Source organism: Megasphaera elsdenii DSM 20460 (genome assembly GCF_003010495.1).
Lineage (GTDB): Bacteria > Bacillota > Negativicutes > Veillonellales > Megasphaeraceae > Megasphaera > Megasphaera elsdenii.
In genome coordinates this window covers 1,609,908-1,625,626 of the sequence record NZ_CP027570.1, presented here as the reverse complement: position 1 = coordinate 1,625,626, position 15,719 = coordinate 1,609,908, and the positions used below count along the sequence as shown (strand labels likewise).

Annotated in this window: 14 protein-coding genes; 4 read left to right on the top strand and 10 right to left on the bottom strand. The window is 55.4% G+C overall.

Annotated elements, in window-relative coordinates; all coding sequences use genetic code 11:
* Positions 1 to 85 precede the first annotated feature (85 nt).
* From rpmF to C6362_RS07810, 3 genes are read right to left on the bottom strand one after another with little or no spacing between them, the layout of a single operon-like run.
* Positions 86 to 271: a 50S ribosomal protein L32 gene (gene rpmF / locus C6362_RS07820; protein ID WP_014016180.1), complete on the bottom strand. Its 186-nt coding sequence runs from the start codon at positions 269 to 271 to the stop codon at positions 86 to 88.
* A 36-nt stretch (positions 272 to 307) separates the two neighbouring features.
* Positions 308 to 814 carry a YceD family protein gene (locus C6362_RS07815; protein ID WP_014016179.1) on the bottom strand — a complete coding sequence of 169 codons (507 nt, stop codon included), beginning with the start codon at positions 812 to 814 and terminating at the stop codon, positions 308 to 310.
* A gap of 49 nt (positions 815 to 863) precedes the next feature.
* A complete protein-coding gene (locus C6362_RS07810; protein ID WP_014016178.1) occupies positions 864 to 2,516 on the bottom strand; it encodes a nucleoside kinase in 1,653 nt (550 codons plus the stop codon).
* Positions 2,517 to 2,666: 150 nt separating this feature from the next.
* Here C6362_RS07810 and C6362_RS07805 point away from each other — a divergent pair, with 150 nt between their 5' ends.
* From C6362_RS07805 to C6362_RS07795, 3 genes are all read left to right on the top strand, one after another.
* Positions 2,667 to 3,692: a hypothetical protein gene (locus C6362_RS07805; protein ID WP_014016177.1), complete on the top strand. Its 1,026-nt coding sequence runs from the start codon at positions 2,667 to 2,669 to the stop codon at positions 3,690 to 3,692.
* Between the two features lie 338 nt (positions 3,693 to 4,030).
* A complete protein-coding gene (locus tag C6362_RS07800; RefSeq protein ID WP_014015018.1) occupies positions 4,031 to 4,312 on the top strand; it encodes a transposase in 282 nt (93 codons plus the stop codon).
* Positions 4,309 to 5,223 carry an IS3 family transposase gene (locus C6362_RS07795; protein ID WP_014015019.1) on the top strand — a complete coding sequence of 305 codons (915 nt, stop codon included), beginning with the start codon at positions 4,309 to 4,311 and terminating at the stop codon, positions 5,221 to 5,223. Before C6362_RS07800 ends, C6362_RS07795 begins: the two co-directional genes overlap by 4 nt.
* A gap of 129 nt (positions 5,224 to 5,352) precedes the next feature.
* On the opposite strand, the gene C6362_RS07790 is transcribed toward C6362_RS07795, so the two are convergent.
* The 3 genes from C6362_RS07790 to C6362_RS07780 all read right to left on the bottom strand — a co-directional run bounded on the left by C6362_RS07790 (position 5,353) and on the right by C6362_RS07780 (position 9,324).
* Entirely contained in the window at positions 5,353 to 5,775 is a 423-nt protein-coding gene (locus tag C6362_RS07790) for a SoxR reducing system RseC family protein (protein ID WP_014016176.1), read from the bottom strand.
* 574 nt (positions 5,776 to 6,349) lie between these two features.
* Positions 6,350 to 7,225, bottom strand: coding sequence for a UTP--glucose-1-phosphate uridylyltransferase GalU (gene galU, locus C6362_RS07785; protein ID WP_014016174.1), 876 nt, complete (start codon positions 7,223 to 7,225; stop codon positions 6,350 to 6,352).
* Between the two features lie 11 nt (positions 7,226 to 7,236).
* Positions 7,237 to 9,324, bottom strand: coding sequence for an LPO_1073/Vpar_1526 family protein (locus tag C6362_RS07780; RefSeq protein ID WP_230583065.1), 2,088 nt, complete (start codon positions 9,322 to 9,324; stop codon positions 7,237 to 7,239).
* Positions 9,325 to 9,634: 310 nt separating this feature from the next.
* Between C6362_RS07780 and C6362_RS07775 the strand changes: the two genes are divergently transcribed.
* Positions 9,635 to 10,285 carry an HAD family hydrolase gene (locus C6362_RS07775; protein ID WP_014016172.1) on the top strand — a complete coding sequence of 217 codons (651 nt, stop codon included), beginning with the start codon at positions 9,635 to 9,637 and terminating at the stop codon, positions 10,283 to 10,285.
* A 174-nt stretch (positions 10,286 to 10,459) separates the two neighbouring features.
* Here the strand turns inward: C6362_RS07775 and C6362_RS07770 are convergent, their stop codons facing one another.
* From C6362_RS07770 to C6362_RS07755, 4 genes are all read right to left on the bottom strand, one after another.
* Positions 10,460 to 11,668 carry an S-layer homology domain-containing protein gene (locus C6362_RS07770; protein WP_014016171.1) on the bottom strand — a complete coding sequence of 403 codons (1,209 nt, stop codon included), beginning with the start codon at positions 11,666 to 11,668 and terminating at the stop codon, positions 10,460 to 10,462.
* 21 nt (positions 11,669 to 11,689) lie between these two features.
* Positions 11,690 to 12,718 carry an S-layer homology domain-containing protein gene (locus tag C6362_RS07765; RefSeq protein WP_014016170.1) on the bottom strand — a complete coding sequence of 343 codons (1,029 nt, stop codon included), beginning with the start codon at positions 12,716 to 12,718 and terminating at the stop codon, positions 11,690 to 11,692.
* Positions 12,719 to 12,844: 126 nt separating this feature from the next.
* Complete coding sequence (locus C6362_RS07760) at positions 12,845 to 13,819, bottom strand: asparaginase (RefSeq protein WP_014016169.1); 975 nt, start codon at positions 13,817 to 13,819, stop codon at positions 12,845 to 12,847.
* Positions 13,820 to 14,161: 342 nt separating this feature from the next.
* Positions 14,162 to 15,649 carry an amino acid permease gene (locus tag C6362_RS07755; protein WP_014016168.1) on the bottom strand — a complete coding sequence of 496 codons (1,488 nt, stop codon included), beginning with the start codon at positions 15,647 to 15,649 and terminating at the stop codon, positions 14,162 to 14,164.
* Positions 15,650 to 15,719 lie beyond the last annotated feature (70 nt).

The following is a 15,719-nucleotide window of genomic DNA, read 5'->3' as shown; positions in this document are numbered from 1 at the left end:
CCCTTCCCTTCGACCAACGAATCACGCCAAACGAACCACAAAAAGGAGCTGTCCCGTAGGGACAGCTCCTTTTTATATCATGCTCTTATTCAGCTGTTGTGTTGTTGACAACCTGTTTGCCTTTATAGTAGCCGCAAGTCGGGCATACATGATGAGGCATCATTGCTTCGTGGCACTGCGGGCATTCTACATAACCCGGTGCGGTCAATTTCCAGTTTGCGCGACGCATCTTCTGACGAGTCTGGGATAATCTGTTCTTCGGTACTGCCATGTTCTGCACCTCCTTAAATCACATGGTACGTTATTTCTAGCGCTCTTCTTTGGATCGTAATAATTGAGCCAAGACTTCCAGTCTCGGATCAATCTTGTCGGTAGGACAACTACAGGGTCCGTCGTTCAGGTTTGCACCGCACTGCGGACAAAGCCCTTTGCAGTCTGGCCGGCACAAAACCCTCATGGGCTCGCTGAGGATCAACGTTTCTCTAATTGTCTCCGTCAAATCGATGTATTCCCCATTATAGGGCAATACGTCCTCGGGAAGCTCTGCTTCCGTACCATAGACTTCAGACAGTGTTTCATTCCGATCCACCGATACCGGTGACAGGCAGCGGCTGCAGGTGTACATGCCGGTGGTCTTTATGGTTCCCTGTACTACCATGTGGTTGCCATCGAACCAATAAGCCCCGTCCACAACTACTGTGGCATCCTTCCAAGGAAGGTCATCCACTTCACCTAGCTCGGCAGCCGGACATTCAAAAGAAAAGGGGAAAGACTTCCCAACTTCTTTTAGTGCTTCTTCGACTTGTAGTTTCATATTTCTACCTCGACTATACTATTATATCTATCTCATTAGGCTTTGTCAATCATTTTTTCCGGTCTGGCCCAATGAATTCGCGCAGCAGCGAATTGGGCGGTACGACGGACGAATCGATGCTCTTGAAGGGCTTGAGGAATCGCAGGAGGCGACGGGCTTCGGCGTAATGGACGCTGTCCTTGTCGATCGATTCCAGGAGCGGTTCGGCATAAGGCTTGAGGACGGCCAGTTCATAAGGCAGGGCCGTGTTGAAAATCGTATCGGCATCTTCCTGATAAGGATAGATGTTCTTTTCTTCGCCGCGGCGGACGTCGGCCCAGATATCCATGGTCGCCATGGGCCCGCGGTCGCGGAACTGCTGGTCCCGGACCATGCGGCGGATGATGCGCGTATCAGACGTGGAAATGCGGTTGTGGTCGTTGATGCGTATCTGCGTCAGGACGCCCAGAGAAATCTTGACCTTTTCATAGCGCGGCAGCATGTAGGTCAGGGAATCGTTCAAAGCGTGGAGGCCTTCGACGACGATGGGCTGGCCTTTCTCCAGGACGACCGGCTTTTCGTCGAAATGGCGATGGCCCGTGACGAAGTCGAAGCGGGCCAGATGGACTTCCTTGCCCTGGTTGAGGTCGTCGATCTGCTGGTTGAAGAGGGGCACGTCGATGGCCCGCAGTGATTCGAAGTCATAGCTGCCGTCGGGGTTCTTCGGCGTATCTTCGCGGTTATAGAAGTAGTCGTCCAGGGAAATGCCGATGGGCCGCAGGCCATTGACGCGGAGCTGCGTCGTCAGGCGCTTGCAGAACGTCGTCTTGCCCGCTGACGACGGCCCGGCGATGAGGACGACTTTGATTTTCGGGCGGCGGCTGACGATGTAGTCGGCAATCTGGCCCAGTTTCTTTTCCTGCAGGGCTTCGGCCATGTCGACCATATCCTGGATGTTGCCTTCCTCGATATAGTGGTTCAGGTCGTAGACGTATTCGCAGCGGACGATGCGCCCCCATTCTTCGGCATCCAGGAAGAGCCGGGCCATTTTTGGGATTTCCTTGTATTCCGGCAGTTCGTTCGGATTGTCTACCGTCGGCGTTTCCAAGATGACGCCCGGTGCATAGGACCGCAGGTTGAAGCAGGTCACATAGCCCATGCTGGGCAGGAGGGGCCCCATGTAGTAATCGAAGGTCTGGCCGCACTGATAGGCCATGATATGGGTGACGTCGACGTGGCGCAGGAGTTCCGCTTCCCGCGTCATATGGCGGTTGCGGCACATTTCCATAGCCGTTTCGGCGCTGGCGATGACCTGGGAAATCGGTTCATCCTGTTCGACGATTTCGTGCATGCGCTTCTTGATGATCTCTACGTCGTGAACGGTGACGGTATGACCGATTTCCAATTCGCAGTACAAGGCCTTGCGCAAGGCGTGTTTGACCAGGACTTTGCCGTCGGGATAGAGATCACTCACGGCGCGGACCAAGAGGAAAATGGCCGTGCGGATAATGCACTGGTTGCCTTCCATCGTATTGATGGGCAGCCAGTCGACATCGCCGCCCTGGTCGACCTTGGTCTGGAGGCCGACACATTCATTATTGTACAAGGCGGCTGCAATGGGCATATCGCCGTGCTGGCAATACTGTTCGCAGACCTGCTGCAGCGTCACCCCTTCCTTGACTTCATAGGAATCCCCTGATTTTACATCGTGTAACGTAACCACAGGAATCACGCTCCTTTTCTTTCGCTGATAACATATTCATTATACCATATTTTGGTAACCTGCGGCAGATGAGCGGAAAAGCTGAACGCCCAGCACAGACTGTGGTATAATGAGGAAAACGGAATTTCGCTCAGTAAGGAAGGATAATCTATGAGAAAACGAGTACTCACCTTATGGGATGGCAGCGTCTTCCTGGCCCTGGTCGTCCTCATGGGCTGCCTCATCGCCGCAGTCGCCGCCTACCACCACATATATATGAAAACGCCGGATTATGCCGTCGCCCAGGTCATCCGCGCCGCCCACAGCGGCGATATCGAAACTTTCAGCCAGCACGTCGACGAAGAAGCCCTGAGCGGCCAGTTCTTCGATGCCCTCGTATCCCATACGTCGGACAGCACGGACGAAGCTTTTTTATTGAACCTCGTCCGCTCGCCTTTGCGGTCTTCTTTCGTCACCACAGCCGACCTGTACCTGGATTGGACTTTGACGGGCAATACGGACAACGACGAATACAAAAAGACAGGTGATAACCTGCAGCGCACCTTGAAAAGCGCCGGCCTCTCCATCCCCCTGGCCGGCTGGCATCTCGACAGTGCCGACTGGAGCCAGGGCAAGACAGTCAAGCTCTACTTGTACAATGACCGCCTGGGCGCCACCGTCCCCTGCACGGTCACGCTGGAACAGACGCCGTCCCAGACCTGGATGATCACAGGCCTGGCCGACCCGGCAGCCTTCCTCAACGACTTGCGGGAGGTCATGAAGCAGGAATTGGACGAGTACAATGAACCGACCCAGAAAAAAATCGACGCCATCATGACCGTCCGCAACGTGTCGTCCAAGATTGTCAGCGGCCAGGGCCGTACCTTCCTGCGCCTGAGCTATACGCCGGTCTTCCGCAAGGACCGCAGCGACATCGCTGCGATCAAAGCCGTCTATACCCTGCGCCGGGACAGCGATAAAGCCGTCCTCTACACGTCGCCCCTGCGCCTGTCGACATCGGCTGAAAAGAGGACCCACGAAAGCCAGTTTCTCCTCAATCCCCTCATTCCTTCGCAATACAGCCTGATCCGTTCGCAAAACCTGGACGGCATGACTGGTGAACTCCACATCACGGCTATCACCCTCAACGACGGCACCAGCTTCAGCCTCGCCGATACGCTGCCGGACGGGCAGTGAAGGGCGCCCATAAGCGGGCGCCGTGGTTCGTTTGGCGTGGTTCGTTTACGAAACGGGCTCGCTGGCGCATCGCTACCATTAAAAGCAACCCCTCCGCCGCTTCGCGGCACCTCCCCTATTAGGGGAGGCTTTCAGTAAACAAGGCTCCTCTAATAGGGGAGCTGTCAGCACAGCTGACTGAGGGGTTGCTTTTAGTAAAGGCGATGCGCCAGCGAGCCCGTTTTCCATTACGGCAAACGAACCACGGCAAACCGTGTATGGTGTTAGCATATAAATAGGACAAGTCAAACTGAGGTTCCTAATGGTGGTACAATAGGATTAACTAAGGAGGCCTCAGTATGGCAAAATTCAACAAAGAATTCAAAATCAACGCAGTTAAATATTATCATGAACATCGGGAACTCGGCTTGGTTGGCTGTGCTACGAATCTAGGTATTGCTCCACAAACCTTGTCCCGTTGGCAAAAGCAGCTGAAGGACAATGGCGAAATGCCTTATCGTGGTTCCGGCAACTATGCTTCGGATGAAGCTAAGGAAATCGCCCGTCTGCAGCGTGAACTGCGGGATGCGAAGGATGCGTTGAATGTCCTAAAAAAAGCTATCAGCATTCTGGACAAATGACCATTGCCATCTATCGCAGTGTCCAGGAAGAAGCCGAAAATGCCCATCAGGCAGAACGTCGTTTTTCGGTGTCCGGAGTGCTTTCTGAACTCGACGTTTCTTCTTCAGGATATTATGACTGGGCGGCGCGCAAACCATCGAAACAGGCCCAGCACCGCAAGGAGATGAAGAAAAAGATTCAAACTATCTACGACGATTCCAAGCAGATTTACGGAGCCCCGAAGATTGCCCAAGTTATGCAGCAGAACGGGGACAGTATCTCTGAACGCACAGTTGGCGTATACATGCGGCAAATGGGCATTCAGGCCTGCTGGGTAAAGCATTACACCGTAACGACCCGTAACAGTGACTTTGACGTGGCGCTGGTGAATATCCTTCAGGAATGCTTCAATCCTGAAGAACCGGATCAAGTATGGTGCAGCGACATCACCTATATCTGGACAGCTGAAGGTTTCGTCTATTTGGAAAGCATTATGGATTTGTTCTCCAGGAAAATCATCGCCTGGAATCTGGCCCGTAATCTGGACGTCGCCGGCATCGTCAAGATGCTGCAGGAAGCCAAACAATGCCGGAAACCCGGACAGCTGTTGGTTATCCATTCGGACCGTGGCTGCCAGTATGTTTCGCAGGCATATATTCGGGAGACATCCCAAATGCGCCGCAGCTATTCGAAGAAAGGCTATCCATGGGACAATGCCTGCATCGAATCCTTCCACTCCCTGATTAAACGGGAATGGCTCAATCGCTTCAAGATTCAAAATTATCAGCAAGCGTACTTGTTGGTGTTTGAATACATCAATACCTTTTACAACACCGTACGCATTCATAGCCATTGCAACTACATGTCACCGGATGACTATGAAAAGCTGTATGCTGATTTCCAGAAACATAATATGCGTCTGGGAATCTAAGAAACGAAAAACCTCAATTTAATTTGTCCGAAATCTTGACATAGGACCAGTAAAAAAGAGCTGCCTATAAAGGAGGATTCCCTTATACAGCAGCCCCGCACGGACGGCGCCGTCAGGCGCCTGTCCTTCTTAATTCCCCGAACAGATTTCGATGATCTTCGGCTTGGAATTTATATCTTTCGACAGGGAGCGGTCGAAGAGTTTGACGCCGACGGCGCCGATGAGAAAGCCGATGATGCCGCCGATAACAGCAGTCTGGACCGTATCGAAGCCCTGGGCCAGGGCCAGGAAGTGGCCGGCAAAGGCACCGGCTGCGCAGACCAGGAGCGGCATGACGAAACAGATGAAAGCGCCGATGACGATGTTGACATCGCGAAATTCAAATTTGACGTGCTGGCCGACTTTGACGCCCAACGGGTCGACAGCGGTAACAACGATGTTTTCAGCCCCTTCGCAGGCACCGCAGGCGATGCAGTCAGAATGGCGGCCGACCTTGATTTCGGCCGTGCCTTGTTCTTTTATAGAAATAATTGTACCTTCTTCAATTTTCATAGGAATCCCTTCTTTCTGAGCCTATTATAGCATGGCCTTTTCATTCAATCAATACTATTTTCGTGCAGTTTATAGTCGTCGTAAAAAAAGGGCTTGTCGCATGACGACAAGCCCTTTTTGAGTTTGAAGTTTGAAGTTGAAAGTTTGATGTGGAGGGGACAAAATTTAAAAGCCATCGCCTCAAACGTCATACATCAAACCTCAAACATTTAAGAAAAAGGGCCCTCGCATGATGGCAAAAACCTTCGTGCGACAGCCCCTTTTTTAGTGGTTAGCAGTTAGTGGCTAGTGGCTAGCGGATGGCTTTAAATTTTTAGCCACCCACTACAAGCTATAACGTTTTACACAGGATTCACGCGGGCCGCCTTCCAGGACGGCCCCTACGAGCCGCGAGCCACACGAGCCACGAACCACGAACCACGAGCCACGAGCCACGAACACGAGCCACGAACCACGAGCCACGAACACGAGCCACGAGCACGAGCCACGAACACAAGCCACAAACCACGAGCCACCCACTACAAGCTATAACGTTTTACACAGGATTCACGCGGGCCGCCTTCCAGGACGGCCCCTACGAACCACGAACGACTTCCTTCAGGAACTGGCGGAACGGGGCGGCCAGGTCGGGCCGGCGCAGGGCGTATTCTACGTTGGCTTTCAAAAAGCCCAGTTTATCGCCGACGTCGTAGCGCTTGCCTTCAAAGCAGTAGGCATAGACCGCTTCCCGGCTGGCCATGGTCTGCAAGGCATCGGTGAGCTGGATTTCCCCGCCTTTGCCCGGCCGGGTATGGGACAGGACTTCAAAGATGTCCGGCGTGACGATATAACGGCCGAGGACGGCGGTCCGGCTCGGCGCTTCTTCGATGGCCGGCTTTTCGACGACGCGGTTGACCTTGAGGATGCCCTGCCCTTCGACAGGCGTCCCCTGGACGATGCCGTAAGACGATACTTTTTCCAAGGGGACTTCCTGGCAGCCCAGGATGGTCGCGTCGAGGTCGTTGTACAAATCGATCATCTGGCGCAGGGCCGGATTGGTTTCGTTGTAGACGACGTCGTCGCCGAGAAGGATAGCGAAGGGTTCGTCAGCAATGAAGGACTGGGCGCAAAGGATAGCATCGCCTAAGCCCCGCATGTGTTTCTGACGGATATAGTGGATATTGATTTCGGAAATACTGCGGACCATGTTCAAAAGCCCCATCTTATGGCTTTCTTCCAGGTGCAGTTCCAGGCCCGGATTGGTATCGAAGTGGTCTTCAATGGCCCGTTTGGCATGGCCGCTGATGATGAGGATTTCTTCGATGCCGCTCTGCAGGGCTTCTTCGACGATATACTGGATTGTCGGCTTATCGACGATAGGCAGCATTTCTTTCGGCGTCGCCTTCGTCGCCGGCAGGAAACGGGTGCCGAACCCGGCCGCCGGGATGACGGCTTTACGGATTTTCTTCACAACGATGCTCCTTATTCAAACCAGCGGGACAAATCAAATTCTTCGCCAATGATTTCCTTGACGAAGCCCTGGGCTAAGTACAGGCCCAGGAGCGACAGCGTCGATACGCGCAGCAGCGAGCTGTCCCAGATATCGGCCAGGTCGGCCAGGACGGGCGAAATGTCTTCCATGATGTCCAGGGCTTCTTCGCCGCTGAAATTGGCCGGGCGCTTCTTGGCCAGGCGCAGGATATGGTCCTGCATGTTGCGGTCGTTGATGCCGGTCATGCGGAAGAAGCGTTTGGCCATGCTTTCGTCGACCATGGCCAGTTTGACCAGGGGCGAATTGAAGGACGGGACGATAAATTCGTCCGGGATCCGCTGGCCCTTGAGGGCCTTGCGCAATTCTTCTTCAGTAAAGCCGCGGAAGCGGAACAAGAGCGGATACGAATCGGACAGGATTTCGGCAAAATGTGTTTCCTTGGCTTCAAAAGCCGTGCAGTGCAGGTAATCGAGCTGCTGGTAATAAGGCCGTTCTGTCGGGAAGCCATCCAGGAAGGGATAGACGTATTTATCGATATAGCGGCAGAACGAATCTTTATCGACATTGTGGGAGTTGCGCGAATACAGGAACAATAAGAGAATCGCCAGGATCTGGTAATGGCCCTGGGTCAAATAGGGCATGACCTTCAAGGCATCGATGGCGACCAGGTGGCGCGTCGAAATGGGCGAGCAATGAACGATATCATAAAAAGCCTGAAGGGCAATGGTACCGACATAGTCGTCGGGATGAGCGGCGTAGGCTTTCTGGACATTCTGCAAGGCTTCCTGGACGATGAGCGGAGCCAGGGCCTGCTGCCGTTCGGCATCGGTCTGGCAGCCGATCTGGTCGAAGGCAGCCGACGTGATGTATTCCGTCTGCTGCTGCAGGTCCGGCGAAACGACGCCGTACTGGCGCAGGAAGTGAGAGACGCACTGGCGGACGACGGGAGAATCGACGGTGCTTTCCGATTCCCAAATGGACGCATAGTGCGGCGCACTGCCCAGGGACGGATTGCGCGTATCCGTGCCGGACGTATTGGAATCCCACGACGTCTGGGACGGTTTGACGACCGGTGCCGGTTTAACGACAGGCGTCGCTTTTTCCTGGGACTTGTGGGCCCGGATAGGCGGCATGACCATCGTTTCTTCAGGGACAGCCTTCTTCTTGGCCGTCATGGCCGAATCGATGTGGATCGGTTCCATGCGCTGGGTCTGTTCCAGCTGCGAAGCGACGGCCTTCATGCCTTCGCTGACGACAGGGCCTTCCATGACCCGTGTCGCATCGGATACGGCCCGTTTCTTAGCCCCTTCCGAGGCGGCTGCAGCCACGGTTGTCCCGGCAGCAGCCCGGCCAGCGGCTTTCGCCGTTTCGGCCATGACGTCGCGGAGAATGTGTTTGCGGTGCGTATCTTTCGGCACTTCTTGTTCGGATGCTGCCGGTTCAGCAGCAGGGGCAGCCTTTTTCTTTACCACCGGGGCTGCACCGCCATCTTTGGCGGCCAGGTCAGCCGAGACGATGGCAGCCATATCAGCCAGAGGCGGCTTGTCTTCTTCTGTCTGGGCTACTTCTTTCGCCCAGCGCGCCCGTTCTTCCCGGCGGGCATCGGCTTCTTTAGCGGCAGCTGCTTCGCGGCGGGCTTGTTCGCGCCGTTCCCGGTTGCGGGCCAGCTGCTGTTCCTGGGCTTCTTTTTCCTGTTCAGCCTGGCGCTGGCGGGCCAGCTTGGCTTCTTCTTCCCGTGCCTTATAGGCGGCGGCTTCTTCTTTATCTACCTTTTCCATGGCTTCCAGAATTTCATCGCGTGACAAGACGCGGGTCGCATCGAGGTCATCTGCATTGGGACCCTTACGGACCGGTGTTTCCTGGGCTTTCGGCGCTTCTTTATAGACGATCTTGCCATTGCGGCGGACAGCTTCTCCTTTGGTCGTGACAAAAGCCGTTTCTTCCGGATGTTCCCGCCGTTCGCCTAAGGTCATTTTCGGGACTTTCGGCAAGGGGGCTGTTTCTTCGTCGTCCGCTTCCTTCGGTAATTGTCTGGCATGCTTAACTGTTGCCGGGCTGCGGTGCTGGACCCTGCGCATCGGCTGCGGCTCGCTGTCGTAGCGCGTCTTCGTCTTCGTGTTCCCCTTTTTCTCCGTTTGGGGACTACTCTCGGAGTGTCCTCCGCCGGAATACATAATATAACAAATTACAAAAAAGACGATTGCTATGCCCGCTATGATAGCGTACGGCAAAAAGTTTGTCATGTCATCCTCTCCTCTATTTTATCAAACTTCTTTCCCCATTGTAGCATAAGATGACGTCATGAGCTACTACCTATTGCCGATTAATTGACGCTTTCGTATAATAATGGAGTAAATTGTTTTTTTGTCCATCAAAGGAGTCTTTTTCATGGAAAAATATAAAGCCATCGTCTTCGATATGGACGGTACTGTCCTGGATACGCTGGACGAATTGACGAAAAGCCTGAACTACGTTTTCGCCCGCCATGGCCTGCCTTCTATGACGCAAAAGGCCATCCGGCCCTGCCTGGGCTTTGGCTATGACGGCTTCATCGACAAGGCCGCTCCGCAGGCGCCGGAAGCCCTGCGGCGGACGATGACAAAGGAATTTATCGCCTATTACAGCGCCCGTTGCCAGACGACGACCTTCCCCTACCCCGGCATCCCCCAGGTCCTGGGACGGCTGAAGGCAGCCGGCTACCACATGGCCATCGTCTCCAATAAGGGCCAGGGCGCCGTCTCCGAACTGCACGACGAATACTTCAAGGATTTCGTCGACTTCTCTCTGGGCGAAACGCCGATGTACCGCAAAAAGCCGGCGCCGGACATGGTCTGGGAAGCCCTGAAACGCCTGGGCTGTGCCAAAGAAGACGCCATCTACGTCGGCGACTCGGAAGTCGATAAACAGACCGCCGACAACGCCGGCCTCGACGCCGCCCTCGTCACCTGGGGCTTCCGCGACCGGGACTTCCTGAAATCCCTCCAGCCGACGTACCTCATCGACACGCGGGAAGAACTGGGGGCTCTCTTCGGAGTGTGAGGCCTCGTGGCTCGTGGCTCATGGCTCGTGGCTCATGGCTCGTGGTTCGTGGTTCGTAGGGGCCGTCCCAAAGGGCGGCCCGCCTGGGGCTAGGGGCTAGTAAAAAAGAGAACTGTCTTATGACAGTTCTCTTTTTTTATACGAACAACGAACCACGAATCACGAGCCACCAAACTACTTCATCACGTCGTTCTGGACGGAGGTGATGGCACTGGTCGTGGCATCGTCCAGTAAGGTCGAGTAGACTTGCTTTACTTCTTTTTTGGAATTTTCTGTCGTTGCCGTCGTATCCGTACCGGCTGTTTCTTCCATCTGTCCGGCTACCTGGACGATGGGAGCCTGACCGGCAATGGGAGCCGTTTCCAGGCGGACCCGTCCCGTACCGACGCGTTTGGCCAGTTCGGCCAGGGTGGCCTTGCTGACGGGATGGCGGACGGTGAGGACGATCTGTTCATGGACATAGTCCGGCAGGGCGCCGACGTAGTTCTGGACGCCTTCGTTGTCGACGACGCAGTGGATGGCCTTAGTCATGAGCTGGCTGTAATCGCTGTGGCTCAAGGCGGCGCGGCGGATCTGGACGGCCGACGTTTTAGCCACATCATCGCGGAGGCGCTGTTTCAAGTACTTGCTGGGAGCGCCCTTGATGCCCAGGACAAGGGTATCGCCATCCCAGTACATCGTACCGCTGCGGAAGTAAATCGGCACCGAGCCGTATTCGGCATTGATGGCCTTGATGACCTGCGATTCGACCTGGACATGGGACGTATAATCGCCATCGGAATGCATGAGCCGGTAAAATACCTGAGCCGCATCGGCCCGGGTCATGCCTTCTTTGGGCCGGAAATAATTGTCTGCCGGCACCATAATGTTCTTGCTGTGCAGGACGTCGATGGCTTTGGCATAGGCCGGAGCGATGGACGCGGCATCGGCGTAGGGCTTGACATCCTGATCCGGGTCGGCCAGGTGATTGTACTGCAAGTAGCGATACAGGACGCCGGCGAACTCTTCGCGGCTCACAGGCGCTTCGGGATGGAAATTCCCGTCTTCATAACCGGCCAGGATGCCTTGGGCAGCGACGCTGTTCATGGCGTCACCCGCCGTTCCGGACGGCACATCACCATAGCTGGCAGCGCCGAGGGGTGCCAGGGGGATGTTGGCTGCCGAATTATAGAGCAGCTGGGCCAGGTCGCCGCGGGTCAGGACCCGGTCCGGTTCGAAGGAAGTCCCTGTAATGAAGGTCAGGCACTGTGCGTCATAGAGATAATCGACGGCAGCGCGGTCGGTCAGGCTGTCCAGGTCCGTATAAGGGGCATCGGCCGAAACGGCACTGACTGACAAGAGGGCAGCGGCTGCCAGAAAGGCAATGATTTTGTTCCGTACCATGAAAATCCTCCTCTGCTGCGATTACTGAATGACGATGCGAAGGGCACTGCCCAGGGCTTTATTGAGATTATTCTGCGTTTCTTTAGAAATGGAGCTGACTGTGAGGACGACCTTTTCATTGAGGTAATCCGGTTCGGTCGAAACGGTGGCGTTCGTCGCTTCCGTGGCCTTGTAAATCTTTTCGGCCTGAGCCATGAGGTTCTTATAATCGTCGTAGCTGTACGTCGATTTCTGGACGTAGACCGATTCAGCCGGGATATCCTTGTCGGCGGCAATGGCGTCGGCCAGTTTCTGCTTGTTCTTCGGATCCTTGACGCCGATGTGGAGCTTATCGCCCTGCCAGTACATGATGCCGTCAGCGGCAAAGGCCTTGACCGAACCATAGACGTCTTTGATGTCCTTGAAGGCCTTGGCTTCCAGGCCGTCCTGGCTCTGCGTCGTTTCCTTGACGCCCGTCAGGATGCGGTAGAGGACGTTGACGGCTTCCCCGCGGGTGACGTACTGTTTCGGGTTGAACATGTTGTAGTTGCCGCCCTTCATATAGCCGGCAGCAGCCAGGGCATCGACGGCCTGGCGGGCCCAGCTGGAAATCTTGGCTTCGTCGGCATAAGGTGCAGCGCCTTCGAGGGTGCTCATGCCTTTATAGGTCATGTAGTTGTAGGCGATGACGGCAAATTCTTCACGGGTGATCTTCTGTTCCGGCTTGAACGTGCCGTTGCTGTAACCGCTCATGATCTGTTTGTCGACCAGCGAGGCAATGGCCCGTTCAGACCAGCGGCCTTTGACGTCGCTGAAATTCGTCGTCTTGACTTTGGAATCTTCACCGATCATGTTGTTGATGATGGCCGCAGCGCCTTCACGGGTAATGTCTTCATTCGGGCGGAACTGGCCGTTGGTGCCGCTGATGTAGTGCTGGTTATAGAAATACTGGATGGCCGCTTTGCCCCAATAATTGCTGATGTCCGTGATCCCGGTGGATGCGGCGAAAGCCGACGTGCCGAGAGCTGCCGTCATGGCCGTAATGGCCATCAATTTTTTGTACTTATTCATGATTCATTCGCTCCTATCTATGTCAGTGTCGTAAAGGATACAGGGATTGCATACCTATGTTTTATCTTATTTATTTTATCACACCCCGCCCCATTAGGGAAGGCATATCGCCGCGAAAGGAAAGGCTCAGTACGTGTCGAAGATGGCCTGTATCTTGTCCCGGTCCGTCGTATGGGCCAGGGCCAGCTGCAAGAGGATCTTGGCCTTCTGCGGCGTCAGGGAATCAGCCGTAATCGTCCCGTCATAAGCCGGGACCGGCGTGACCATCCCTCCCAGGGCGCGGGCAGCGCGGACGACGACGAGCCCTTGTGCCATGAGGGACTGCAAGGCCTGCCAGACCGGTTCCGGCACTTTACCGTGACCGAGGCCGGCCAGGACCAGACCGGCCTTCCCCTGGGCCAGACGGCACACGTCATCGGCCGTAAGGCCTACATAGGTATAGGCGATGGCCACGGGCGGCAAGTCTTTGGGAGACGCCAAGTCCGACGACCACGTATGCTTGCGCAGGGGCTGCTGGTACAAGTACGTCCGGCCGTCCTGCATGTAGCCCAGGCAGCCCATCTGGCGGCCTTTGAAAGTATCGGCATGGGTCGTATCGGTCTTTTCGACGAAGCGGGCGCTGTGAACGGTGCTGTTCATGACGATGACGACGCCGTATTTCCCCAATTCCGCCCAGGACGCCGCCTGGACGGCTTCCAACAGGTTCAAAGGCCCGTCGGCACTGATGGCCGTCGAAGGCCGCATGGAGCCCGTCAGGACGACAGGCTTGATGGTGTGGACCGTGAGGTCGAGGAAATAGGCCGTTTCCTCCATAGTATCCGTGCCGTGGGTGATGACGATGCCGTCCACGTCTTCCCGGTCAGCCACTTCCTGTACCCGGCTGGCCAGGGACTGCCATAAGGCTTCGGTCATGTCCGAACTGTCGATATTGCAGAACTGCTCGCCTTCTACATCGGCATACTCAGCCAGTTCCGGTACGGCGGCCAGCAATTCGCCGACCGATGTCTGCCCGGCAGCATACCCCGTCAAATCGTCGGCAGACGCAGCCTTGCCGGCAATGGTCCCGCCGCAGGCCAATACATAGATCTTCTTTTTTTCCATTCTCCTAGCTCCCCTCTGCAATGATATTTCGCATGGCTCTACTTTACCACAAATGGGGGGCTAGTGGCTAGTGGTTCGTGGCTCGTGGTTCGTGGTTCGTGGTTAGCGTCGGGTGGCTGATGCTGCCGGATATGGGGACGATGCCCCTGTAGTCCGGTCTGGGAAATCACACATATTCTGGAGCGGGCCGCCCGTTGAGACGGCCCCTACGAAATCGCATACAGACGATGAAAAAGAACGCAGGCTACAAAAAAAATCACGGCCGGCGGCTAGCTTCAAGGGCAAGAAAAAGGCCCGGCCAGGGGAGAGGGCGGGTCTTTTTCTGTCGATATATAGAATGCGTCAGTGTTCAATAGTGGAATGAGCTCCTTCGTGAAGGGCCGGAGCCTGAGCCGGTTCTTCAGCCGCCGCGGAAACGGGAGCCGTCAGGGTACCTTTCTGGGCTTTGGTGATGATGCTGTGCTTATAGCCATAGCCAAAGTAGATGACCAGGCCGATGGCCAGCCATACGACGAAGCGGATCTGCGTAATCGTCGGCAGCATGACGACCAGGACGCCGCAGAAGAGGATCGCCAAAATCGGAATGAGCGGAACCAAGGGGCAGCGGAACGGACGGACGCGGTCCGGTGCCTTCTTGCGAAGGATGATGACCGACGCCGAGACGATGATGAAAGCCCCTAACGTGCCGATATTGACCATTTCGGCGACGACGCCGATAGGAACGAGGCCGGCCAGGATGGACGATACGACGGCGACTAACAAGGAACTGCGGACCGGCGTCTTGGTCTTCTGGTTGATATGGCCGAAGAAGCGCGGCAGCAGGCCGTCACGGGACATGACGAAGAGGATACGGCTCTGGCCGAGGCACATGACCAGGAGAACCGACGTGAGGCCGCAGATAGCGCCGACCGATACGGCAGCGGCACCCCAATGATAACCGACGAGCTGCAGAGCATAGGCAACGGGAGCGGCCGTCGTCTTGAACTGCAAGTACGGGACCATGCCGGTCAGGATAGCCGATACGGCAATGTACAAGACCGTGCAGATGACCAGCGATAAGATGATGCCGCGAGGCAAATCTTTCTGCGGATTCTTGACTTCTTCAGCTGCCGTCGAAACGGCGTCGAAGCCGATGTAAGCAAAGAAGATGACCGAAGCGCCGGTAAAGACACCGGACCAGCCATAGGGCATAAAAGGCGTCCAGTTAGCCGGGTCGACATGGCTGACGCCGAGGGCGATGAACAGGCCGACGACAGCCAGCTTGATGACGACGATGATGTCATTGACCAGGGAGCTCTGAGTAATGCCCTTCATATTGATCAAAGTGATGATCCAGATAATGGCCATGGCCGGCAAATTGATGAGGCCCCCTTCTTCCGGTGCCGTAATGAACTCTTTCGGCAAGGCCAGGCCCAAATTCGTCAGGATATTACCGAAATAGCCGGACCAGCCGATGGAAACGGCGCTCAGCGCCAGGGTATATTCCAAAATCAAATCCCAGCCGATGACCCAGGCCCAAAATTCGCCTAAAGCCACGTAACCGTAGGTGTAAGCACTGCCGGCTACGGGAATCATGGCTGCAAATTCAGAATAACAAAGCGCGGCACAGCCACAGGCCAGGGCTGCGATGACGAAGGAAATGACCAGGGCCGGCCCGGAAAAATTAGCCGCTGCAATCCCGGTCAGGACGAAAATCCCCGTGCCGACGATACAGCCGATGCCCAACATAGTCAGACCGAACGTCCCCAGGACGCGGTTCATGCCGCCGTCTTGTTTCGTTTCCGATAGGAACTGATTGATGCTTTTTGTTCGGAAAATATTCTTTGACATACCTATCCCCCCTGTTATACATCCCCTGATACATGAATGATAACCATAAAAAATATAAAACCGCAAGGAC